The organism is Sinorhizobium sp. BJ1, from assembly GCF_002531555.1.
In the GTDB taxonomy this organism is placed as follows: Bacteria; Pseudomonadota; Alphaproteobacteria; order Rhizobiales; family Rhizobiaceae; genus Sinorhizobium; species Sinorhizobium fredii_B.
In genome coordinates this window covers 212,726-234,812 of sequence record NZ_NWTH01000007.1, presented here as the reverse complement: position 1 = coordinate 234,812, position 22,087 = coordinate 212,726, and the positions used below count along the sequence as shown (strand labels likewise).

The following is a 22,087-nucleotide window of genomic DNA, read 5'->3' as shown; positions in this document are numbered from 1 at the left end:
CTGCAAGATGCACCGGATGCGAATCGGACAAGCCCTTGACTCTGCGGTAGCAAATCGCTGCCGCAGTTGGTCCGAGGGATATTCGGATCGGCCCGGCGGCGACGGCCCTTAGGCCGACTTGCCGCCCTTGATGATCTGCTTCACCGGTTTCGAGTGGCGCGAATGCTGGCGCTGGAAGGCGACGATGCGGGGCGCGATCTCGCCGCGGAAGCGAGAGCCGTTGAAGACGCCGTAGTGCCCGACATCCGGCTGCATGTAGTGCTGGCGCATGTAGTCCGGGATGTTGGTGCAGATCGTCTGCGCCGCCTTGGTCTGGCCGACGCCGGAAATGTCGTCGTTCTCGCCCTCGACGGTCAGCAGGGCCGTTCTGCGGATCGCCGTCGGATCGACGCGCTTGCCGCGATGCGTCATCTCGCCCTTCGGCAGCGCATGCTGCATGAACACCACCTGCACCGTCTGCAGATAGAATTCCGCCGTCAGGTCCATGACCGCGAGATATTCGTCATAGAAATCGCGGTGCTTGTCGGCGGCATCGCCGTCATTCTTGACGAGATGGGCGAAGAACTCCTTATGGGCGACCAGATGGCGATCGAGATTCATCGACATGAAGCCCGAGAGCTGCAGGAAGCCCGGATAGACCATGCGCATGAAGCCCGGCTGCGGCCACGGCACCGGCATGATGACATTGTCGCGGAACCATTCAACCGGACGCTGCTCGGCCAGCTGGTTGACACCGGTCGGATTGATGCGCGTGTCGATCGGACCGCCCATCAGCGTCATCGACGCCGGCGAGAGCGGGTCGTTGTCCGCCTCCATAAGCGCGACCGCGGCGAGGACCGGTACCGCCGGCTGGCAGACGCCGATTACATGCGTGTCGGGTCCGAGGAAATGCAGGAGCTGGATGACGTAGTCTATATAGTCGTCGAGGTCGAAGGTGCCTTCGCTGAGCGGCACCATCCGGGCATCCATCCAGTCCGTGATGTAGACGTCGGAGTGGGGCAGCAGCGCCTCGACGGTACCGCGCAGCAGCGTCGCATAATGGCCGGACATCGGCGCGACGAGCAGCACTTTCGGGTCCGGCGTCCGCCCCTTCGGCAGCGACCGCTCGAAATGGATGAGGTTGCAGAAGGGCGCCCGCCAGACGATCTTTTCGCGGACCGGCACCGGCTGCCCGTCGATAATCGTTTCGGGCAGGCCGAATTCCGGCTTGCCGTAACGACGCGTGGCGCGTTCGAAGACTTCCAGCCCCGCGGCCGCGGCGCGGCCGAAATAAGTGTGCGAGACCGGATTCATCGGATTCTTGAAGGCCAGCCGCATGGCATCCGCCGCCGTGCGCCACGGTGCCATCATGGCATGGTTCATTTCGTAAAGCTGGTAGAACATGGGATGCGTACCCCTCGGTTCAATCAATCTCGGCGCCGCTCCCAGGTCCCGACGCAAGGCTTGCGAGTGTTTGTCTTGGTGTCCGCAATCCCTTGCAGACTACCACTTTTCTTGTGCATCGCAACAAAAACGCCCCCTGCATTTTGGGGTATGTTGCGCAGCGAAATCATATTACTAATATATTGAGATAACATTGCGCCGGCCTGTCGCGCTATGACGTTCGTACCTCAGACCGCGGAAATTCCGTAGAAACGGGCCGCCGTCCCCAGGAAAATCGCCTGCCGCTCCGCTGCCGTGCAAGTCGCGGTCAACGCCCGGGCAGCAGCGAACCACTCTGCATAGTCGGCGTCGAGCAGCACAACCGGCCAATCGCTGCCGAACATGACTCGCTCAGCACCGAAGACGTCAACCAGGTGAGCGGCATAGGGCCGCAATCGTTCGACCGACCAGTCTCCGCCGGCCTCGGTCACAAGCCCCGACAGCTTGACGTGAACGTTGGGGCGGAGGGCGAGCGCCGCCATATCCGTCGCCCAAGGCTCCAGCCGGCCTTCCGCAATGAAAGGCTTGGCGCCGTGATCGACGACGATGGCGAGATCCGGCAGGCGATCGGCGAGCACAGCGATCACCGGCAGGTGCCGCGGCTGGACGAGCGCGTCGAAACGGAGGTTCATTTGCGGCAGCATCTCAAGCGTGGCGATCGCTTCCGGCCGAAGAATCCAGGCGGTTTCGTCGATGCTTTGCAACATCGGCCGAATGCCCTTGAATTTCGGATGCGTTTTCAGTCGCCGAAGCTCGGCACCGGCGTCCGCAGCAAGGATGTCGACCCAACCGACGACCGCGGCAACCGTCTCTTCCCGCGCGGCGATATCGAGCAGGAACTCGGTTTCGGCGACATTCGGCGCCGCCTGCACGAGGATGGTACTGCCGATTCCCGCGGCGCTCAGATGGGGCTTGAGATCGTCGGGTCCAAAGTCGCGGAAGATCGGTTCAAGGTCCGGGCCGGGCCAGTCGTTGTGACCAAGCCCCAAGGTCCAGTAGTGCTGGTGGGCATCGATGAAGCTCATGCCGCATTCACCGTAATGACCGCCTTCACAAGGCCCGCCTTGTCGTGCGCCCAACGCGGCAAGTCGTGCACCGCCTGGTCGAGGGTCGTCCTGTGGGTCACGAGCCTGTCCACCGGGACCAGGCCGCTGCCGATCGACGCGATAACGTGATCGAAGTCCTCGCGCGTCGCATTGCGGCTCGCCACCAGCGTCGTCTCGCGCTTGTGGAATTCCGGGTCGGAGAAGCGGATGTCGTTCTTCACCACGCTGACGAACACTAGCGTCCCGCCATGGGCGACATGGGCAAAGGAGCGTTCCATCGACGTGGCATTGCCGGTGGCGTCGAAAACGACGTCGAAGCCATCGCCATCCGTCGCTTGGGCGACGGCCTTTTCCAGCCCCTCACCGGCCAGAAGGCCGCCCGAAAAGCCGAGCTCGTTCGCCGCGAAACCCAGTCGCTCGGCGCTTGTATCGAGAAGCGTTACCTCGTGTCCGGCAATCCGCGAGAAAATCGCCGTCCCGAGGCCGATCGGGCCGGCGCCGATCACCAGGGACCTGGCGCCGGGCGCCACCCCTGACCGCCTGACCGCATGGGCGCCGATCGCCAGGAACTCCACCGTCGCTGCGGCTTCGGGAGAAAGACCGTTCGCCGGATAGAGGTTCTGCTCGGGCATGAGGATCTCTTCGCAGAAGGCGCCGTCGGTGTGGACGCCGAGAACCCGGATCGCCGTGCAGCAATTCGGCTTCCCCCTCCGGCAGGCAATGCAGCTACCGCAGGAGATATAGGGATTGACGACCACCAGCATGCCCGGATCGAGCCGGGAACCCGGGCCTGCCTCGATCACGGTCGCGGAAATCTCGTGGCCCATAACGCGCGGATATTCGAGAAACGGATGCTTGCCTTCGAAGATGTGATAGTCGGTGCCGCATATCCCGACCTGGCGAACGGCAAGACGAACCCAACCCTCGGCGGGCGCCGCCGGCCGGGGTCGATCGGTGATTTCCAGGCGACCGGGTTCTGAACAGACGACAACTTTCATGGGGCTTTCCTAGATTCCGAAGCGCGATCCGGCCGGCATTGGCCAATCGCCGTTCAACGCGACCCCCGGCGCCTGAGCTGGTCGAAATAGACGATCACGATGATCAGCAGACCGGTGATGATGCGTTGCCAGAAGGAGTTGACGTTCAACAGATTGGCGCCGTTGTTGATGGTCGCCAGGATGAAGGCGCCGAGCAGCGGTCCGTGCACAGAGCCGACGGCGCCGAAAAGGCTGGTCCCGCCGATGACCGACGAGGCGATCGCCTGCAATTCCCAGCCCTCCGCCTGCGTGGCGTTGCCGATGCCGATGCGCGAGGCGAGCAGCAGGCCGACAAAGGCGGCGCAGGTCGAAGACAGAATATAAGCGAGATAGATCGTCCGGTTGACGTTGACGCCGGACAGGCGGGCCGCCTCGCTGTTCGAGCCGACGGCAAAGAGATAGCGGCCGAAGCGGCTCAAATGCAGGAAGACGTAGGCCGGAATCGCGACGACGATCACCATCCAGAAAAGGCTCGGGACACCGAGAAAGTCGGCGCGCGAGAAATTGGTGAAGGCCTCGTTGGTGATCGAGATCGTCGAACCGTTTGTGACCAGCAGGCCTATACCGCGCAACGATGTCAGCGTCGCCAGCGTGATGATGAAGGGCGGCAGGCCCATGCGAACGATGCCGAAGGCGTGAAATGCGCCGATCAGCACGCCGATCGCCAGCGTTGCGACGAGCGCCAGCCAGAGCGGCACGCCGGCGGCCAGCAGCCAGGCGACGACGACGCTGCTGAAGCCGACGACCGCGCCGACCGACAGGTCGATGCCGGCGGTGATGATCACGAAGGTCTGGCCGACCGCGAGGATCGCGGTCATCGCCCCCTGGCGCAGCAGGTTGCTGATATTGTTCGGCGTCCAGAAGGCGCTCGTCGCCAGGCCAAGCAGCAGCCAGAGCACGACCAGCAGCCCGAGGAGCGTCAGCCCGAACAGGATGCTGACCCCTCTCTTCGGCGTCGGACCTGCGCTGCTTTCTACCGTTTCCACACTCATTCCGTCCTCCCTGCAGTCTTTCTTATTCGCTCGAAACGCTCAGGCATTGATCGCCTGCGCCAGGACATCCTCGTGGCTGGCGGCGCGGTAATCATGGCTTGCCACGAGTCGTCCCTGGCGGAATACGTGCAGCCGGTCCGCAAGCTCGTAGACTTCCGGCAGATAGGAGGAGATCAGGATGATCCCCGCCCCATTTTCCAGCAAGCGCGCGAAGAGCCGGTAGATTTCTGCCTTAGTGCCGACGTCGACGCCCACAGTCGGCTCGTCGAAGATGAACAGCTTGGCTCCGTGGCTCAGCCACTTGCCGATGACAATCTTCTGCTGGTTGCCGCCGGACATGGCGGAGGCGAGCACCCGGCGCGACGGCGTCTTGATCTGCAGGTCGCGGATCTGGCGTTCGGCATTGGCGGCCTCCTCGGCGCGGTTGATCGTCAAGCCGCGCGTCAGCCTGCGAAACACCGGCAGGTTGATGTTGAGGCCGATCGGCAGGTTGAGGCAAAGGCCCTGGTCGCGGCGGCTTTCCGGCGCGAGCGCGATGCCGAGTTCCATCGCCTTGCGCTCATGGTCGATCTCGACCTTGCGGCCCTGCCAATAGACCTCTCCGGCGGTGAGCGGATGACGGCCGTAGAGGCCGAGCGCGAATTCGCTGCGCCCTGCGCCGATCAGGCCATAGAGCCCGACGATCTCGCCGGCCCGGACGGAAAGCGATATGTCGCTGAAACCGGGGCCGGAGAGCCCGCGCGCCTCGACGATGGTCTCGCCTAAAGCAAACTGCTCCTTGTGATAGATCTGCTCGATGGTGCGGTTGATCATCAGCGCGATCAGTTCCGCCTCATTCGTCTCGGATATACCGCGCGTGCCGACATGGGTCCCGTCGCGCAGCACCGAGACGCGGTCGGCAAGCTCGAAGACTTCCTCGAGCCGATGGCTGATATAGACGATGGTGACGCCCTCGCCCTGCAGCCGGCGAATGAGGCGGAAGAGCTGGGCCGATTCCTGCCGCGTCAGATAGGCCGTCGGCTCGTCGAAGATCAGGAAGCGGGTGCCGCGCATGGCGGCGCGCGCGGTCGCGACCAACTGCTGCTGGCCGATCGTCAGGCTGCCGAGCGTCGCGTTGGCCGGCAGGTTGAAGCCGAGGTCGTCGAGAACGCCCTGGGCCGCATCCGTCATTGCCCGCTTGCGCATGACACCGCGGCGGTTCATCTCGTCGCCGAGGAACATGTTGGCCGCCACGCTCAGGTGCGGACAGAGGACCACTTCCTGGTGAACCGCGTTGATGCCGCGGGCGATCGCCTCGTTGGGGCTCGCGAGTTGAACAGACTCACCTTGCCAGAACACTTCGCCGGCGGTCCGCGGAATGACGCCGGTCAGAAGCTTGATCAGCGTCGACTTGCCGGCGCCGTTTTCGCCGACGATCGCGTGAACCTCCCCGGAGAGAAAGGTGATGTTCGCAGGCTTCAGCGCCTGGACGGCGCCATAGTTCTTCTGCAGGCCGCGCAGTTCCAGGATCGGCTTGCCTTTCGGCACGGCCGCCTCGAGCGCCTCCTCGTGCCGCTGGCTGACCTCTTGAAGCCCCGTCATAACACCCTCCTCACTTTCCGGTCCGCGACGGTCGGCTTCTCCGGCCGGCCGTCGCGCCAAGACGGGTCGTGGCGCAGGTGACCCAAACGCCACGACTCATTGGCGACAGGTCAGTTGACCTTCGGGTTCAGGAGCGCGTCGATCTTCGGCTCGGCCATGTTGGCCTTGGTGACCAGGTTCGCGCCGGTGTCGACATTGGCCTCGACCTTTTCGCCTTTCGAAACCGCAAGCGCCGTCTTCACGCCATCATAACCCATGCGATAGGGATCCTGCACGACGAGACCGGCCAGCACGCCTTCCTTGAGGAAGCCGACGGTCTTTTCGTCGCTGTCGAAGCCGATGACCTTGATCTTGTCGCCGAGCTTGTTCTCGGCGATCGCCTGGCCGGCGCCCTGCGCCATGATCAGGTTGGAGGCGAAGACGCCGACGAGATTCGGATTGGCGGTGATCAGGTCGGTCATGATGTTGAGGCCGGTCGTCGCCTGGCCGTCGGCATATTTGTCGGCAACCACCTTGAGGCCAGGATACTTGGTCTTGACCTGGTCGAGGAAGCCTTCGCGGCGCTGGTCGAGCGAACCGACGCCCGGCAGGCTGGTGATGATGGCGACCTCGCCCTCTTCCTTTCCGGTCGCTTCCTTGATCGCGGCGGCAAGACCGTCGGCGGCGATGCGGCCGCCCTGGACGTTGTCAGTCGTCAGGAACGAACTGAAGGCCTTCGAATCAGCACCCGAATCGATGCCGATGACCGGCACCGCCTTGGCGGCCTCGTCGATCGGCTTGCCAAGTGCCTTGAACTCGGTCGGAGCGATGACCACCGCGGCCGGCGCGCCGGCGACGGCGTTCTCTAGGATGCTGATCTGGCCGTTGATGTCGGATTCGGATTGTGCGCCGAGTTCCGGCACGTTGACGCCGAGGTCCTTGCCGGCGGCACGCGCGCCCGCCAACACAATCTGCCAGTAAAAGGAGGTCGTGTCCTTCACGATGATCGGGATGGTGACGTCCTGCGCGAAAGACGTCGCGGGCGCCATCGCAACGGCGAAGGCGGCGCCGGCCAGGGCGTTGAAGGCGCGGCGGGAAAGAATGCGTCTGGTCATGCTCATCAAGTTTCTCCTCTCATTACACCTTGTTCCGTTAGCGAGACCAATCCGCCAGGTGCTTGCAGATCGTCTTTTATCAATAAAAAACATTTCGACACGCTAGTTCAGACAAATCGAGTTGGCAAGCCCCACTTCGATACGCCCGCTTCATTGCGTTCCTCCAGGACGCAAAAAGGATCGCCGCCGCTCTCGGCAGCCGGCGAGACAATCAGACCCTCACAGCCTCCGCTCCGAGCGCTGGGGCTACGAGCGTGTGAGGCTCGAAGACGGCGAAATCTTCCGGCGCTATCTTCCTTCGGGTCAGCTCCATGTTGCGCTCGAGGCTTGAGGGCTTGGCGGTGCCGAGCAGGACCGAGGCGACCTGAGGATTGGCCAACGGAAACTGAAGGGCGGGCGCCGCAAGCGGCAAGCCGCGCTCGCTGGCAATCCGCTCCATCGCCGCCACCTTCGCACGGATCTCTTCCGTCGCCGGCATGTAGTCGAAATGCGCCCCTTGCACCGGGCCGGTGGCGAGGATGCCAGAATTGAAGACGCCACCGACGACGAGCGAGGTCTGCTTCTTCTCGCAGAGCGGGATGAGTTCCGCGACCGCCGATCGATCGAGAAGCGTGTAACGGCCGGCAAGCAGGATGCAGTCGATATCCGCCTGGCGCATCACGTCGAGGCAGACGGGGACTTCGTTGACACCCAGGCCATAGGCCGAAATGGCGCCGCCCGCCTTCAGCTCCTCCAGCGCCTTCAAGCCGGAATCGAGCAGTTGCCGGAGATAGACGGCGTTCTTCGCCGTCCCGTGGGTGTAGCCGCCTATATCGTGGACATAGAGAATATCGATGCGGTTAAGTCCGAGACGGGCATAGCTGAACTCCACCGACCGCATGATCGCGTCATACCCGTAATCATAGGTGACGTCGAAATTCAGCGCCTTGACGTAGGAATAGTCGGGGACCTTGTCTTCCGGGACCGGGTGAAGCAGGCGGCCGACCTTGGTCGAGAGCACGTAGCTGTCGCGCGGCTTGCCGCGCAGGAAATCGCCGACCCGGCGCTCGGCAAGACCGAGACCGTAATAGGGCGCCGTGTCGAAATAGCGGATGCCTGAATTCCAAGCGGCGTCGAGCGTCGCCAGCGCCGCCTCGCGCGTGCATTCGCGATAGAGGCCGCCGAGCCCTGCGGTCCCGAAACTGTATTCGGTCACCTCGAGATCCGTACGGCCGATCTTTCTCGTCTGCATTCCTTGTCTCCTCCCTCCAAGGATGCCCATTCTCAATTCAAGAGCGGGGCAGCTCCTCACCCGGCCCTTTGCCCTCACCCTTAGCCCTCCCGCAGGGCGGGGAGAAGGTGCCGGCAGGCGGATGAGGGGTAGTCACCTGCCTCCTACAATGTCGCCCCCAGATGCCAGGGGACGAATTCGTTGTCGCCGTAACCGAAAAGTTCGCTCTTCGTCTTGCTGCCCGAAGCCGTGTCGATGATCAGATCGAAGATCTGGCGGCCGAGCCCGGCAATCGTCGCCTCGCCGGAGGCGATCACCCCGCAATCGATATCCATGTCCTCTTCCATTGCCCGGTAGAGCGCCGTGTTGCTGGTCAGCTTGATCGACGGCGCCGGCCGACAGCCGAAGCAACTGCCGCGGCCGGTCGTAAAGGCAATGACATTGGCTCCGCCTGCCACCTGGCCGGTTGCCGACACCGGGTCGTAGCCGGGCGTGTCCATGAAGACTAGGCCGTGCTCGGTCACGCGTTCGGCGTAGCTGTAGACGGCGGCCAACGGCGAACGGCCGCCCTTGGCAACCGCACCGAGCGACTTTTCGAGGATCGTCGTCAGGCCGCCGCGCTTGTTGCCCGGCGAAGGATTGTTGTCGAGCGAGGCGCCATGCATCTCGACGTAGTTTTCCCACCAGGAGATCAGCCCGTCGAGCTTCACCGCCACCGCCTCGTTGACGGCACGGCTGCGCAGGAGATGCTCGGCCCCATAGATCTCCGAGGTCTCGGAGAGGATCGCGGTGCCGCCGGCACCGGCGAGAATATCGACTGCGGCGCCGAGCGCCGGGTTTGCCGTCACGCCGGAAAGGCCGTCCGAGCCGCCGCATTGCAGCCCGACGATGATCTCGCTCACCGGAATCGGCACGCGGCGCGCCGTCGCCACTTCCTTGGCGATTTCCTCGAGAACGCCAAGGGCGCGCTCGACCGAGCGGCGCGAGCCGCCGGCCTCCTGGATGTTGAAATGCCGCTTTTCCGCGCCGGAGCCGCCCTGGCCGTAGAGCGTCAGCTGGTTGACCTCGCAGCCGAGCCCGACCATCAGTGCGCCGCCGAAATTGGCATGACGGGCATAGCCGGCAAGCGTCCGGTGCAGGTTCTTCATCCCGTCGCCGGAGGACGACATGCCGCAGCCTTGGTCGTGGACGATCGGCACGAAGCCGTCGATGCCTTCGTACCGGGGCAGGATGCGGCGGTTGGCCTCCTCGGCAATGGCGCGACAGACGGTGGTGGAACAGTTCACGCTGGCGATGATGCCGATATAGTTGCGGGTCGCCGCACGGCCGTCGGCCCGCCGGTAGCCGAGGAAGGTGCGCGCCTTGTCGGCTTCGCTCGCCGCTTCCGGCGGCACCGGCGCACCGATCGCCAGCCGGTCCTGATCAAAGGCAAGATTGTGGGAGTGCACATGCTGGCCGGCGGCGATGTCGCGGGTGGCGCGGCCGATCGCCTGGGCATATTTGACGACGGGCTCACCGGCCGGGATCGGCCGGATTGCCGCCTTGTGGCCGGCTTCGATCCGCGCCGTTGCCTTCTGCCCGCCGGGCAATGTTTCGCCGGGCTCGATCGCCACCGTAGTGACAGCGACATTATCTTCCGGCGAAAGAAGGATCGAAGTCGGTGCGGACAATCTCAGGCTCTCCCAGAACTGTTTTCACGGGATGGGCCCGTGTTCTCTGATTTGTCTTTTATCTACAATAGACAGATCTTCGTCAATGGGTATTATGGCTGCCGTCGCAACTGGGATTCCGATGCTCTCAGCCGATGACGGCATGGGAGAGGCAGGAAGCAGGACGGTCTCGACAAATTCTGCGAGCGACCCTCAAGACAAAACGGCGCTGCCGGGCTAGACCCCAGGAAACGTCAATAGGCCGGATCAATTCATGGCGAAGCAAAACACAGTCTTCAAGGATGCCTTCAACCGCTGCCTCACGCTGCTTTCGGAAACATCCGCGTTGCCCTCGGAACCGGAGCTCGGACAGGCGCTCGGCGTCAGCCGCACGACGGTGCGTGCCATCCTGTCGCGTTGCGAGGAGGTCAAGCTCATCAGCTGGGACAAGCGCCGCAAGATCGTGCTCAGGCGTCCAGAGGCGTCGGACTATTTCCCCACCGAGGAAACCGATTCGCTCGCCGAGAGAATCGAACGCAGCTTCATGCGCCGGATTCTGGCGGGCGGCGCGGAGCCCGGCATGCAGATCAACGAGCTCGAGCTGGCGCGCGAGATCGGCACCGGCACCACGAGTGTGCGCGAATTCCTGATCCGCTTCAGTCGCTTCGGCCTGATCGAGAAGCGGCCGAACAGCCATTGGGTGCTCAAGGGATTTACCCGCGAATTCGCGCTCGAGCTGACGGAAGTCAGGGAGATGTTCGAGCTTCGCTCGGCGTCTCGCTTCGTGACCCTACCCGAGAATGACCCCGCTTGGGCCGAACTGAAGCAGATCGAAGCGCTGCATCGCGAAATCCTTGCCGACATCGACAACCGCTACAGGGAATTCTCCGAGCTCGACGAGCGATTTCACCTGCTTGTGCACAAATCGTCGAGCAACCGTTTCATCGTCGATTTCTACGACGTTATCGCGATCGTCTTCCACTACCATTACCAGTGGAACAAGGCGAATGCGCGCGAGCGCAACGCCCGGGCGCTGGAAGAGCATCTCGCCTATATCGCGGCTCTTCAGTCGCGCGACCCGAAGCAGGCGGAGCAGGCCTGCCGCCGTCACCTTAAGTCGGCGCGGGAGACCCTGCTGCAGTCGATTCCTTAGCAGCTCGTCCCGATCAGTAGCCGGATTCGGCTCTCACCGGATCAACCTCTCCGAGAAATTCGCGGCGCAATCGCTCCGTGGCACTGACGAGCAAGGTCACGTCGGTGCCGATCGCCAGGAAGTCGGCACCGAGATCGCGGTAGTCGCGCGCCTGTACCGGATCGAGGGTCAGAATGCCGCGCGCCTTGCCGGCCTTCTCGATGCGCGCAAAGCCGTCGATGATTGCGGCCCGGACCTCCGGGTGGGCGGGATTGCCGAGATGGCCCATGTCGGCGGCCAGGTCCGATGGGCCGATGAACAGGCCGTCGACACCGTCCAGTGCGGCAATCTCATCGATGGCCGCCAAGCCTGCCCGGCTCTCGATCTGCAGGATCAGGCAGATCTCGTCATTGGCGTTCTGCAGATAATCCTTGACCCGTCCGAAATTCGTGGCTCGCCCGAGGGCGGCGCCGACGCCGCGAATGCCGTGCGGCGGGTAGCGGACGGCGCGGACCAGCTGCCGCGCCTGTTCGACAGTGTCGACCATCGGGATGAGCAGGGTCTGAACACCCGTATCAAGGATCTGCTTGATGAGGGCGGTGTCGCCGACCGGCAGGCGCACGATCGGATGACTGCCGCGGCCGGCGATGGCGCGATATTGCGCGGCAAGCAACGGGAGGTCGTTCGGCGCATGTTCGCCGTCGATCAGCAGCCAGTCATAGCCGCTGCCGCCCACCACTTCGGCGGCATAGGGGCTGGCAAGCGCCACCCACAGGCCGAGCTGGAAACGACCTTCGCGAATTGCCGCTTTGAAGGAGTTTTTGGGGGCCGGCATGATCGCTCTCCTGTGACGAAGACCAATGTCTTAGCGGCAAACAAAAAAACCGGCCAGAACTTTCCGGCCGGTTTGTTTGCGTGAAAGACCTGGCCTACTCAGGCGATACCGCCGAGGCAGACATATTTGATTTCCATGAACTCCTCGATGCCGTATTTCGAGCCCTCGCGGCCGAGGCCGGAGAGCTTGACGCCACCGAAGGGCGCTTCCGCCGTCGAGATCAGACCGGTATTGACGCCGACCATGCCGTACTCCAGCGCCTCCGCGACGCGGAAGACGCGCGCCAGATCCTTGGCATAGAAATAGGAGGCCAGGCCGAATTCGGTGTCGTTCGCCTGGCGGATGACGTCCGCCTCGTCCTTGAAGCGGAAGAGCGGCGCCACCGGACCGAAGGTTTCCTCGCGCGCCACCGCCATCGCCTGGGTGACGTCCGCCAGCACCGTCGCCTCATAGAAGCTGCCGCCGAGCGCGTGGCGCTGGCCGCCCTGGATGACGCGGGCGCCCTTGGCGAGCGCGTCGGCGACATGCTCCTCGACCTTCTCAAGCGCCGGCTTGTCGATCAGCGGCCCGAGAATGACGCCCTCTTCCATCCCGTTGCCGGTCTTGAGCTTGGCGACCGCTTGAGCCAGCTTCGCCGAGAAGGCTTCGTAGACGCCGTCTTGGACATAGAGGCGGTTGGCGCAGACGCAGGTCTGACCGTTGTTGCGGTACTTGGCGATCAGGGCGCCCTCGACCGCAGCATCGAGGTCCGCGTCGTCGAAGACGATGAAAGGCGCGTTGCCGCCGAGTTCGAGGCCGAGCTTCTTGATCGTCGCGGCGCTCTGGCGGTAGAGCTCGGCGCCGACCTCGGTCGAGCCGGTGAAGGTCAGCTTGCGCACGGTCGGGTTGGAGGTCATCTCGGCGCCGATCTCGCGGGCCGAGCCGGTTATGACGCTGAACAGGCCCTTCGGCATGCCGGCCCGCTCGGCGAGCACGGCGATGGCGATCGCCGAGAACGGCGTCTGCGCGGCCGGTTTCAGCACCATGGCGCAGCCGGCGGCAAAGGCGGGGCCGGCCTTGCGGGTGATCATCGCATTCGGGAAGTTCCAGGGTGTGATGGCGGCGACCACGCCAATCGGCTGCTTCATCACCAGGATGCGCTTGTCCTTCTGGTGGCCGGGCACGAGGTCGCCATAGACGCGCCGCCCCTCTTCGGCGAACCATTCGATGAAGCTCGCGCCATAGACGATCTCGCCGGTCGCTTCGGCAAGCGGCTTGCCCTGCTCGATAGTCAATATCCGGCCTAGATCGTCCTTATTCTCGATCATCAGCTCGAACCAGCGGCGCAGGATTGCCGCGCGCTCCTTAGCGGTTCGCGCCGCCCATTCCTTCTGCACCCGCGCGGCGATCTCGATCGCGGCCCTGGTCTCGGCGGCACCGAGCTTCGGCACAAGACCGATGATCTCGCCGGTCGCCGGGTTGTTCACCTCGATCGCATTCTGCGGGTCCGCTTCGATCCAGTTGTCGCCGACGAGCGCGGCCTGGCGAAACAGCGACGGGTCCTTCATGTTCATGGCTGGTCCTTCCCTCGGAAAACTTTACAGAACTTATACAACTTTTTTCGGTTTCGACAATCGGTCGGGACACCCTTTCTGCTTTTCCCCTCAAACAAAAGGCAAGCCTCCGCAGCGCCGCTCCCGGGCGAACCCCAAATCAGAACGGCTGCCGTCTCGCTTCGTTCCAACCTTTCGAAGGGTCCTTGCGGTGCAAGATCCAACTCCGATCATTTTTCGGAGAGCGCGTTTCAAAGCGCCTGCATCTTCTATAGCGTCGCGGCGAATCCGGCTCCTCGCGGACGCTTCATCTGCAAGTCGAAGGGCCTCCCAAGGAATTCCCATGCAGGACAAGGATGCTCGTTCGTGACAGAAATCAACCACAGAAAAGCCGACCACCCGATCCACTCGATCTTCCTCGAGCGGTGGTCGCCGCGCGCCTTCACCGGCGAAGAAATCAGCGAAAGGGACCTGCTGGCGCTCTTCGAAGCGGCGCGCTGGGCGCCTTCGGCGAGCAACATGCAGCCTTGGCGCTTCGTCTATGCCCGGCGCGGCACCGAGTACTTTGCGTCGCTGCTGGAGACGCTCGACGAAGGCAACCAGCGTTGGGCGAAGAACGCTTCGGCGCTCGTCATCATTCTGTCGAAGACCCACAGGTTGACATCGAGCGGCGAGCTGAGACCCGCCTATACCCATGCCTTCGATACGGGTGCTGCCTGGTTTGCACTGGCGCTGGAGACGCAGCTTGCCGGATGGCATGCCCATGCCATGGCGGGGATTGACCGAGACAAGGCAATGCACGTGCTCGGCGTGCCGGAGCACTACCGGGTCGAGGCGGCCGTGGCGATCGGCAGGATCGCCGATCCCTCCACCCTTCCGGAGGATCTGCGCGAAAGGGAAAGGCCGAGCCAGCGCAAGGCGATCGGCGAATTCGTCTTCGAGGGTCGATTCCGAGGCGATTGACACCTGGAGCTGGAATCGGGCGGCGTTTGCATGGTCTGTGCCGAGTGCACAAAAGAAAAAGCGTGGGAGCGAAGACGCCCCACGCTTTTGTTTTCAACGCACCGAAGCGCTTCTTTCCGAATCGATCGCTTCGTCAGATATCCAGGTTGGCGACGCTCAGCGCATTTTCCTGGATGAAGTCGCGGCGCGGCTCGACCTCGTCGCCCATCAGCCGCGAGAACAGGCCATCCGCGTCGGTGGCGTCGGCAACCCTGACCTGCAGCAGCGAGCGGACGTTCGGATCGAGCGTCGTTTCCCACAACTGCTCGGCGTTCATCTCGCCAAGACCCTTGTAGCGCTGCATGGTCAGGCCCTTGCGACCGGCGGCAAAGATCGCGTCCAGAAGGGCACGCGGCCCGCTGATCTCCTGCGTGCCATCGCGGCGCCTGAGCACCGGCGGCTCCGAATAAACTTCCTTGAGTTTCCCCGTCAGCTGATCGATGTGGCGGGCATCGGATGAGCCGATCAGCGCCATGTCGAGCACCGCCACCTCCTTGACGCCGCGCACCATGCGCTCGAGCTTCAGGCCGCCCTCGGCCGTCACCGATCCGACCCAGCCGCGTTCGGTCTCTTCGGCAATGACATCAAGACGGCGCGCCACTTCGACGGCGATCTTCTGGTAGTCGTCCTGATGGCTGTTGAGTTCCGTATTGAGCGCACCGGCGATGGCCGCCTGCTCGACGATTGCCCGGTTGTAGCGCGAATGCAGCCCCTCCATCAGCGAGCGCAGGCGCAAGGCGTCGTTGATCACCTCGCGGAGATCCTGCCCGGCCCGGACCTCGCCGGAGCCGAGTGTCAGCGATGCCTCCTCGAGGCCCATGGTGACCAGATAATCCTCGAGCGCCTTTTCGTCCTTCAGGTACTGGGCGGACTTGCCGCGCGTCACCTTGTAGAGCGGCGGCTGGGCGATATAAAGGTGGCCCCGCTCGATCAGCTCCGGCATCTGCCGGAAGAAGAAGGTGAGCAGCAGCGTGCGAATGTGGGCGCCGTCGACGTCGGCGTCCGTCATGATGATGATCTTGTGGTAGCGCAGCTTGTCGGCATTGAACTCGTCCTTGCCGATCGAGGTGCCGAGCGCGGTGATCAGCGTGCCGATTTCCTGGCTCGACAGCATCTTGTCGAAGCGGGCGCGCTCGACGTTCAGGATCTTGCCGCGCAGCGGCAGGATCGCCTGGTTCTCGCGCGAACGGCCCTGCTTGGCTGAGCCGCCTGCCGAGTCGCCCTCCACCAGGAACACCTCCGACTTCGCTGGATCGCGCTCGGAGCAGTCGGCGAGCTTGCCGGGCAGCGACGAGATGTCGAGCGCGCCCTTGCGGCGCGTCAGTTCGCGGGCCTTGCGGGCCGCCTCGCGGGCAGCGGCCGCTTCGACGACCTTGCCGACGAGGATCTTCGCCTCGGAGGGATTTTCCTCGAGCCAGACGCTGAGCGCCTCGTTGACGAGGCTTTCGACAACGGGCCGGACTTCGGACGATACCAGCTTGTCCTTTGTCTGCGAGGAAAACTTCGGATCCGGCACCTTGACCGACAGAACCGCCGTCAGGCCCTCCCGGCAATCATCGCCGGTCAGCGACACTTTTTCCTTCTTGGTGATGCCGGACGTATCGGCATAGGAGGTGATCTGGCGGGTGAGCGCCCCGCGGAAGCCCGCCATATGCGTGCCGCCGTCGCGCTGCGGGATGTTGTTGGTGAAGCAGAGCACGTTCTCGTGGTAGCTGTCGTTCCACCACATCGCCACCTCGACGGTGATCCCGTCCTTCTCGCTGCGGATCGACACCGGCTTGTGGACGAGCGGCTTCTTCGCCCGGTCAAGATAGGCGACGAAGGCCTCGAGCCCGCCGTCATACATCATCTCGTCGCGGCGGATGTCGGAATGGCGCTTGTCAGTGAGCACGATCCGGACACCGGAATTCAGGAAGGCGAGCTCCCGCAGCCGGTGTTCGAGCGTCGCATAGTCGAATTCGGTCTTCGAGAAGGTCAGCTCGCTCGGCAGGAAGGTGACTTCGGTGCCGGTCTCGCTGCCGGCGTCTCCGGTGATCGCCAGCGGCCCGTCGGCGACGCCGTGGGTGAAACTCATCTCGTGGATCTTGCCGGCGCGGCGGATCTTGAGCTTCAGGGCGACGGAGAGTGCGTTGACGACCGAAACGCCGACGCCGTGCAGGCCGCCGGAAACCTTGTAGGAGTTCTGGTCGAATTTGCCGCCGGCGTGGAGCTGCGTCATGATGACTTCGGCCGCCGAGACGCCCTCTTCCCGGTGGATGTCCGTCGGAATGCCGCGACCGTTGTCGGTCACGGTGACCGAACCGTCCGGATTGAGCGTGACGGTGACGATGTCGGCGTGGCCCGCCAGCGCCTCGTCGATCGCATTGTCGACGACCTCGTAGACCATGTGGTGCAGACCGGAGCCGTCGTCGGTGTCGCCGATATACATGCCCGGGCGCTTGCGCACGGCATCGAGGCCCTTCAGCACCTTGATGGAATCGGCACCATATTCGGCAATCGCGCCGGCTTCGGTCTCAGAGATATCGGTCATTCGGCTTCAGGTCTTTCCAGGTTCTTCGGACGCGGCGATTCGTTGCGAATCACAGCGCGGACGCCTCGCGGACTATAGGAAATTTGTCCACGGGTTCCAAACCCCGGGCCACAGGAGCACGGCCAGGGCGAGGCTTCATCCCCTGTCATTATCAGGAAATGTGGCTTTTTCCAAAATATCTTCCATCGCCTCGATCGCTTCGCCCGACAGGCCGCGAATCCGCTCGCTCAGACGGTTTGCAAAGGCCGTGTGGCCGGGCGGCAGGCCCGATGTGTCGAGGACCACTCGCGGGTCGGAAAGCCGCGCGACCCGGAAGAGTTCATCGGCCTCGTCCCAGATCACATTGAAATAGCCGGCGACGCGCTGCAGGAAATCGAAGCTCGGTGCGCCGCGCTTGCCGTGTTCGAGGGCCGACAGATAGGCCGGCGAAACGCCGATCACCGCCGCCATCTCCTTCTGCGAGACGCCTTTGCGGCGGCGCAGCTCGCGCATGGCCTCACCGAAAGGCGTCACGATGCATGTCCCCTGCTGCGCGCCAGGCGGACATAGAGCGCCCCCTCGCCCCCATGGTTTCGCGCCGCCGGCTCGTAGGACGAGATCAGCGGGCGAAACTCCGGCAGCGCGAACCAGAGCGGCACGGCGCGCTTCAACGCTCCGTCGCTGCCGAGCGACGTTCCCTTGCCGGTGATGACAAGCACATGGCGCAAACCCCGCTCGTGCGCTTTCAGCAGGAACTGCAGAAGGAAGCCATGCGCCTCACTCTGGATCATTCCGTGCAGGTCGATCCGCGCCTCGAGCGCGAGCCGGCCCTTGGAAAGCTTCCGCTTAACCGGCCTCTCGAACGGATGATGGCGGTGCTCGGCCTTGCCGCTGAGCGCAATCCCCTGTTCCGGCGTTTCGGACGCGGACACGCCGGAATTCGGTTGCTGCGGAGGTGGCGTTGACGGCTCCTCGATTTCCCCGAGCAGGTCCTCGAGGTCCTGCAAACGCCCCGGCATCGGCTTGATCGAGCGCACGACCTTTCCCCAAAGGATGCGGTCGTCCGGCGATAGCTTCTTGTCCCTAGCCATGGCGATATCGGGCGGCAGCCGCGCGCGGCACAAGGATGTAGAAATCGGCATCGTTGCGCACGGAGCCGGCAAGCGCGCCGGCCGCCTCGCCCGATCCCGTGAAGATATCCCCGCGCGCCGGCCCGACAATCGCCGAACCCGTATCGAGCGCAAGCATCAGCCGTCCGAAGGGACGGCCGCCATCGAGATGGGTAAGGGTTTCGCTGGCAATATAGAAAGGAACCCCAAAAGTGTGGATCAGGCGGTCGACCGCAAGCGACCGTCCCGGCTCGAGTGGCACCTTGGCCGCGGCCACCGGTCCGAGCTTTTCATCTCCGACGGGTGCTTCGCGGAAGAAGATGAAGGAGCGATTGTGCCAGAGGACCTCGTCAACCTCTTCCGGATGGGCCACGAGCCAGCCGCGGATGCTCGTCATCGAAACGGTCGCCGCGTCGATTTCGCCGCGCTCGATCAAGAGCTTGCCGATGGCGGAAAAGCGATGCCCGGTCTTCGCCGCATAGGTGATGCGGCGGCGCGATCCATCCGGATAAACGAGCCGGGCCGCACCTTGGACATGGACGAAAAAGACATCGACTTTCGAGCGGGCGTGGGCGATCTCCAAGCCTTGGCCCAGGAGCAGGCCCTCCTCGATCGTCCGGCGATCGGGATACTCCTCAATCCTGCCGTCACGCAGCCGGCCGAAGGCGAAATAGGGATCCATGCCTTCCGGCCGGTTCGTATCGTCGATATCAACGAGGTCGGCGGGGCGCCGGTAGAAGGGAAAGCGGAATGCCTCGTCGGCGATGGCGCGAACCTCAACCTCTGGTTCGTAAAAGGCGGTGACGAAGCCTGGCCTTCTGTCCGCAGGCCGGATGCGGAAGGGCACGAAATGACCTTCGAAGAACTTCCGCGCTTCCGGCGCGCTTGAAAAAACCGCCCCGGCCGCCTCGAAGACGGGCAGCAGATCGGCAACCGAAACACCGAGAGAGCCAGTCCTGTACGGCTTGACCGCCGTCACCTGATGCTGACAGCGGCGCAGCGCGTCGATGACGGGAGTCGGGTCATCCTGTTGCCACCCCGGCAATTCCGAGAAGGCGACCGGTTCGAGATCAAAGGCCATTATCGCCCCTTGCGGTCAATTTTCCGATTCGGTGGCGATCAGCTTCCAGTTTGGGTCGCGCGATCGGGCATCGCGCGCAAACGTCCAGAGGTCGTTCACTTCGGCAACCGAATCGGCATCACCGTCGATCAGCTTGCCTTGCTTGTCGTAGGTGGCGGAGATGAGTTGGCTGATGATGCGGACCGTGACGTTCTCTTCGCTGTCCTTGAGTTCAGCATGGACGAGGTCGGCCTTTTCGATGCCGACAAAGGTCGACTTGACCACCTCGCCCTTGCTTTCCCGTTCGGCGATCGCCGCTTCGAAGCCCTCATAGACCTCGCGGGACAGGAGCCCTTTAAGTGTCTTGCGGTCGCCATCGGCGAAAGCCATGACGATCATCTCGTAGGCCATCTTCGCGCCGTTGAGGAATTCGGCGGGCTGGAAGGTGGGATCTGCGTCGCTGAGCGCCCTCAGTTGGGCGTTCAAAGGCGTGCCGGGCTTCGAAAAGCCATCGATGGCGGCGTAGCGCGACTCGTCCTCCGCAGTGCTCTCGCGGCGGGGGAGCTGCACGACCTTGCCATTGTCTCTCGCCTCCGGACCCTGCGCCTCGCGCGGCGAATAGGGATCGAAAGGCGGTCGTTCATTTCCTGTCCTGCGGCCAAGGACGCTGCGCAATTGCAAGAAGATGACCACAGCTGCGATCAGGAAAAAAAACGTGATGAAGTCAAAAGAGCCCATTTCCACCCGGAACCGCTGTTAGAATTTATCTTGGTGTTCCATATAGTCCGCAAGGATAAACCATTCAAATGGCGATGTCGCACCCATAAACCGGAGACTGATCAATTGCACTCATCTTCTTGCGAGCACGATCAATGCGTTCGGTGATCATTCCTCTCGTCATTCTCGGTCTGCCGATCGCAGAGATTACCGGTTTCGTTGTCGTCGGCCGGGAGCTCGGCTTGGCGATGACGCTGCTCCTCGTCCTGTTGAGCGGAGTTGCCGGCGTCTTGCTTCTCCGCATCCAGGGGCTCGGCACTTTGCGCCGTGTACAGGAGGCGGCGCGGGCAGGAAAGGATCCCGGCCCGGATCTTCTTGGCGGTGCGCTCATCTTCATTGCGGCGATCCTGCTGATCGTTCCCGGCTTCATCACCGATATTGCCGGCCTGGTCCTCTTCCTGCCCCCGGTCAGGCGCGCCATCGCTTCCTTCCTACAGACGCGGCTGACGATCCTGACGACGGGAAGCGGCTTCTATTATGGCGGCGGCGGGAACGACCGACCGCCGCACAGGCCGACGATCATCGATCTCGATACGGACGAGTTCTCCAGGAAAGACGAGGACGGAGACGGTTCCCCGCCACCGAGCAACCGGATTTCTCGTTAGATCAGGGCCATAATGATTCCGGCCGAGGAGGGCTTGAATCGCCCTTCATTCCGGGGAACCGGTCCGGGCTTCGAGGGTTGTAAGCCCAGGACCGAAATGCTAGACGGCCTCACCAATTCGAAGTCCGAGGAAACTCTTATGACGACTGATACCGCATCCAACGGCAACGGCGCCGCCGCCCAGCAGACCCCGTCGCTCAATATCCTGGCCCAGTATGTCAAGGACTTCTCCTTCGAGAACCCCGGCGCACCGCGTTCGCTCCAGGCCCGCGAGCACGCGCCGTCGATCAACATCAATGTCAACGTCAATGCCAACCCGCTCGCGGAGAACGATTTCGACGTCGTTCTCTCGCTGAACGCCCAGGCGCAGGACGGCGACAAGGTGCTGTTCAATGTCGAACTCGCCTACGGCGGCGTCTTCCGAGTTTCGGGCTTCCCGCAGGAGCACATGCTGCCGCTGCTCTTCATCGAGTGCCCGCGCCTGCTGTTCCCCTTTGCCCGTCAGATCGTCGCCGACGCGACCCGCAACGGTGGTTTCCCGCCGCTGATGATCGATCCGATCGATTTCGCGCAGATGTTCGCTCAGCGCATGGCAGAAGAGAAGGTCCGTGCTCAGGTCGCCAACAGCAACACGACGACCAACTGACGCATCCCAATTCGGATAGTGATGGAAAACCCGGCTCGCGCCGGGTTTTTGTATTCAAGCTGAGCCAGCGCTACCGCTTCGCCCTTTGGACGACATGTCCTAGCGGCCGTATTTCACCCAGATCGCCTTGGCGCCGATCTTCGAAACAAGAGCCGCATGGGCGGCGATTTCGGCCTCCGTCAGGCGCGGCGCCAGCAACCGCTCCCTTTGCATGACAATGATCGGGCCGTCGTCCGCCTGTACGGCAAGACCGCCGATCTCACTGGTGACGAGTCCGAGAGCCGCCTGCCGGCCGCCGATCATCTCGATATAGACTTCGGCGAGCAGTTCGGAGTCGAGAAGGGCGCCGTGCTTGGCGCGATGTGAATTGTCGACGCCATAACGGCGGCAGAGGGCGTCGAGCGAGTTCGGACCCATCGGGTGCTTTCGCCGCGCCAGCGACAACGTATCGGTCACCCGATCGATGGCAATCGGCGACAGTCCCAAGCGATCGAACTCCGCATTGATGAAGCCGATGTCGAAGGTGGCGTTGTGCGCCACCCAACGCGCGTCGCCGAAGAACTCGACGATCTCCTCGACGACGTCGGCAAAGGACGGTTTGTCCTTGAGGAAGTCGTCGGTGATGCCGTGCACGGCGAGCGCGTCGGGGTGGACCTTGCGGTCGCCGGGATTGATATAGAGATGGATCGTCCGCCCAGTTGGAAACTGGTTCTCGAGCTCGACGCCACCGATCTCGATGACCCGGTCCTCGCGGCTGTCGAGCCCAGTCGTTTCCGTATCGAAAATGATCTCACGCATGGATTTTCCTAAAGGCGGGCGCTCGGCGAATCACGGCCACTCTTGCACGCGA

Annotated in this window: 20 protein-coding genes; 4 read left to right on the top strand and 16 right to left on the bottom strand. The window is 63.3% G+C overall.

The genetic code is table 11. The annotated features are described in order from the left end of the window. Window positions 1-108: 108 nt before the first annotated feature. From phaZ to CO676_RS12970, 8 genes are all read right to left on the bottom strand, one after another. A complete protein-coding gene (phaZ, locus tag CO676_RS13005) occupies window positions 109-1,383 on the bottom strand; it encodes a polyhydroxyalkanoate depolymerase (RefSeq protein ID WP_097521353.1) in 1,275 nt (424 codons plus the stop codon). Between the two features lie 227 nt (window positions 1,384-1,610). Beyond that, window positions 1,611-2,447, bottom strand: a complete 837-nt coding sequence (locus CO676_RS13000) for an amidohydrolase family protein (RefSeq protein WP_097521352.1) — start codon at window positions 2,445-2,447, stop codon at window positions 1,611-1,613. Continuing rightward, the gene (locus CO676_RS12995) at window positions 2,444-3,466 is read right to left on the bottom strand and encodes a zinc-binding alcohol dehydrogenase family protein (protein WP_097521351.1); all 1,023 of its coding nucleotides are present in this window, start codon (window positions 3,464-3,466) and stop codon (window positions 2,444-2,446) included. Before CO676_RS12995 ends, CO676_RS13000 begins: the two co-directional genes overlap by 4 nt. Window positions 3,467-3,519: 53 nt before the next feature. Next, a complete protein-coding gene (locus tag CO676_RS12990) occupies window positions 3,520-4,497 on the bottom strand; it encodes an ABC transporter permease (RefSeq protein ID WP_014766496.1) in 978 nt (325 codons plus the stop codon). Window positions 4,498-4,536: 39 nt separating this feature from the next. After that, entirely contained in the window at window positions 4,537-6,078 is a 1,542-nt protein-coding gene (locus tag CO676_RS12985) for a sugar ABC transporter ATP-binding protein (protein WP_014766495.1), read from the bottom strand. 110 nt (window positions 6,079-6,188) lie between these two features. Further along, complete coding sequence (locus CO676_RS12980) at window positions 6,189-7,178, bottom strand: ABC transporter substrate-binding protein (protein ID WP_014766494.1); 990 nt, start codon at window positions 7,176-7,178, stop codon at window positions 6,189-6,191. Between the two features lie 205 nt (window positions 7,179-7,383). Continuing rightward, complete coding sequence (locus CO676_RS12975) at window positions 7,384-8,403, bottom strand: aldo/keto reductase (protein WP_014766493.1); 1,020 nt, start codon at window positions 8,401-8,403, stop codon at window positions 7,384-7,386. A 143-nt stretch (window positions 8,404-8,546) separates the two neighbouring features. Continuing rightward, a complete protein-coding gene (locus CO676_RS12970) occupies window positions 8,547-10,052 on the bottom strand; it encodes an altronate dehydratase family protein (protein ID WP_097521350.1) in 1,506 nt (501 codons plus the stop codon). Window positions 10,053-10,305: 253 nt separating this feature from the next. Between CO676_RS12970 and CO676_RS12965 the strand changes: the two genes are divergently transcribed. Then, window positions 10,306-11,184: a GntR family transcriptional regulator gene (locus CO676_RS12965; protein ID WP_014766491.1), complete on the top strand. Its 879-nt coding sequence runs from the start codon at window positions 10,306-10,308 to the stop codon at window positions 11,182-11,184. A 13-nt stretch (window positions 11,185-11,197) separates the two neighbouring features. Here CO676_RS12965 and hpaI read toward each other — a convergent pair whose 3' ends face one another. Together hpaI and gabD are read right to left on the bottom strand one after the other, a co-directional pair. After that, window positions 11,198-11,998 carry a 4-hydroxy-2-oxoheptanedioate aldolase gene (gene hpaI, locus CO676_RS12960; RefSeq protein ID WP_014766490.1) on the bottom strand — a complete coding sequence of 267 codons (801 nt, stop codon included), beginning with the start codon at window positions 11,996-11,998 and terminating at the stop codon, window positions 11,198-11,200. Between the two features lie 98 nt (window positions 11,999-12,096). Next, complete coding sequence (gene gabD / locus CO676_RS12955) at window positions 12,097-13,551, bottom strand: NADP-dependent succinate-semialdehyde dehydrogenase (protein ID WP_097521349.1); 1,455 nt, start codon at window positions 13,549-13,551, stop codon at window positions 12,097-12,099. A gap of 345 nt (window positions 13,552-13,896) precedes the next feature. Here gabD and CO676_RS12950 point away from each other — a divergent pair, with 345 nt between their 5' ends. After that, window positions 13,897-14,493 (top strand): nitroreductase family protein, encoded by a 597-nt coding sequence (locus CO676_RS12950; protein ID WP_097521348.1) that lies wholly within the window; start codon window positions 13,897-13,899, stop codon window positions 14,491-14,493. A gap of 133 nt (window positions 14,494-14,626) precedes the next feature. On the opposite strand, the gene gyrB is transcribed toward CO676_RS12950, so the two are convergent. From gyrB to CO676_RS12925, 5 genes are all read right to left on the bottom strand, one after another. After that, window positions 14,627-17,062 (bottom strand): DNA topoisomerase (ATP-hydrolyzing) subunit B, encoded by a 2,436-nt coding sequence (gene gyrB / locus CO676_RS12945; protein ID WP_097521347.1) that lies wholly within the window; start codon window positions 17,060-17,062, stop codon window positions 14,627-14,629. A gap of 135 nt (window positions 17,063-17,197) precedes the next feature. After that, a complete protein-coding gene (locus tag CO676_RS12940; protein WP_014766486.1) occupies window positions 17,198-17,575 on the bottom strand; it encodes a helix-turn-helix transcriptional regulator in 378 nt (125 codons plus the stop codon). After that, window positions 17,572-18,132 (bottom strand): Smr/MutS family protein, encoded by a 561-nt coding sequence (locus CO676_RS12935; protein WP_097521387.1) that lies wholly within the window; start codon window positions 18,130-18,132, stop codon window positions 17,572-17,574. The genes CO676_RS12940 and CO676_RS12935 overlap by 4 nt, the downstream gene beginning before the upstream one ends. Further along, window positions 18,125-19,231 carry a murein transglycosylase A gene (locus CO676_RS12930; protein WP_097521346.1) on the bottom strand — a complete coding sequence of 369 codons (1,107 nt, stop codon included), beginning with the start codon at window positions 19,229-19,231 and terminating at the stop codon, window positions 18,125-18,127. The genes CO676_RS12935 and CO676_RS12930 overlap by 8 nt, the downstream gene beginning before the upstream one ends. A 15-nt stretch (window positions 19,232-19,246) precedes the next feature. Continuing rightward, on the bottom strand, window positions 19,247-19,948 hold the full coding sequence (locus CO676_RS12925) for a Tim44/TimA family putative adaptor protein (protein ID WP_097521345.1): 702 nt from the start codon (window positions 19,946-19,948) through the stop codon (window positions 19,247-19,249). Window positions 19,949-20,082: 134 nt separating this feature from the next. On the opposite strand from CO676_RS12925, the gene CO676_RS12920 reads away from it, so the two are divergent. Further along, window positions 20,083-20,592, top strand: coding sequence for an FxsA family protein (locus tag CO676_RS12920; RefSeq protein ID WP_014766482.1), 510 nt, complete (start codon window positions 20,083-20,085; stop codon window positions 20,590-20,592). Window positions 20,593-20,730: 138 nt separating this feature from the next. Then, on the top strand, window positions 20,731-21,237 hold the full coding sequence (secB, locus tag CO676_RS12915; RefSeq protein ID WP_097521386.1) for a protein-export chaperone SecB: 507 nt from the start codon (window positions 20,731-20,733) through the stop codon (window positions 21,235-21,237). Window positions 21,238-21,336: 99 nt separating this feature from the next. On the opposite strand, the gene dnaQ is transcribed toward secB, so the two are convergent. Next, window positions 21,337-22,035: a DNA polymerase III subunit epsilon gene (gene dnaQ, locus CO676_RS12910; RefSeq protein WP_097521344.1), complete on the bottom strand. Its 699-nt coding sequence runs from the start codon at window positions 22,033-22,035 to the stop codon at window positions 21,337-21,339. Window positions 22,036-22,087 lie beyond the last annotated feature (52 nt).

What these genes read in the sequence shown, in the direction of transcription:
- phaZ (WP_097521353.1), bottom strand. Translation starts at nt 1,383, where the DNA reads ATGTTCTACCAGCTTTACGAAATGAACCATGCCATGATGGCACCGTGG.
- CO676_RS13000 (WP_097521352.1), bottom strand. Translation starts at nt 2,447, where the DNA reads ATGAGCTTCATCGATGCCCACCAGCACTACTGGACCTTGGGGCTTGGT.
- CO676_RS12995 (WP_097521351.1), bottom strand. Translation starts at nt 3,466, where the DNA reads ATGAAAGTTGTCGTCTGTTCAGAACCCGGTCGCCTGGAAATCACCGAT.
- CO676_RS12990 (WP_014766496.1), bottom strand. Translation starts at nt 4,497, where the DNA reads ATGAGTGTGGAAACGGTAGAAAGCAGCGCAGGTCCGACGCCGAAGAGA.
- CO676_RS12985 (WP_014766495.1), bottom strand. Translation starts at nt 6,078, where the DNA reads ATGACGGGGCTTCAAGAGGTCAGCCAGCGGCACGAGGAGGCGCTCGAG.
- CO676_RS12980 (WP_014766494.1), bottom strand. Translation starts at nt 7,178, where the DNA reads ATGAGCATGACCAGACGCATTCTTTCCCGCCGCGCCTTCAACGCCCTG.
- CO676_RS12975 (WP_014766493.1), bottom strand. Translation starts at nt 8,403, where the DNA reads ATGCAGACGAGAAAGATCGGCCGTACGGATCTCGAGGTGACCGAATAC.
- CO676_RS12965 (WP_014766491.1), top strand. Translation starts at nt 10,306, where the DNA reads ATGGCGAAGCAAAACACAGTCTTCAAGGATGCCTTCAACCGCTGCCTC.
- hpaI (WP_014766490.1), bottom strand. Translation starts at nt 11,998, where the DNA reads ATGCCGGCCCCCAAAAACTCCTTCAAAGCGGCAATTCGCGAAGGTCGT.
- gabD (WP_097521349.1), bottom strand. Translation starts at nt 13,551, where the DNA reads ATGAACATGAAGGACCCGTCGCTGTTTCGCCAGGCCGCGCTCGTCGGC.
- gyrB (WP_097521347.1), bottom strand. Translation starts at nt 17,062, where the DNA reads ATGACCGATATCTCTGAGACCGAAGCCGGCGCGATTGCCGAATATGGT.
- CO676_RS12935 (WP_097521387.1), bottom strand. Translation starts at nt 18,132, where the DNA reads ATGGCTAGGGACAAGAAGCTATCGCCGGACGACCGCATCCTTTGGGGA.
- CO676_RS12930 (WP_097521346.1), bottom strand. Translation starts at nt 19,231, where the DNA reads ATGGCCTTTGATCTCGAACCGGTCGCCTTCTCGGAATTGCCGGGGTGG.
- CO676_RS12925 (WP_097521345.1), bottom strand. Translation starts at nt 19,948, where the DNA reads ATGGGCTCTTTTGACTTCATCACGTTTTTTTTCCTGATCGCAGCTGTG.
- CO676_RS12920 (WP_014766482.1), top strand. Translation starts at nt 20,083, where the DNA reads ATGCGTTCGGTGATCATTCCTCTCGTCATTCTCGGTCTGCCGATCGCA.
- secB (WP_097521386.1), top strand. Translation starts at nt 20,731, where the DNA reads ATGACGACTGATACCGCATCCAACGGCAACGGCGCCGCCGCCCAGCAG.
- dnaQ (WP_097521344.1), bottom strand. Translation starts at nt 22,035, where the DNA reads ATGCGTGAGATCATTTTCGATACGGAAACGACTGGGCTCGACAGCCGC.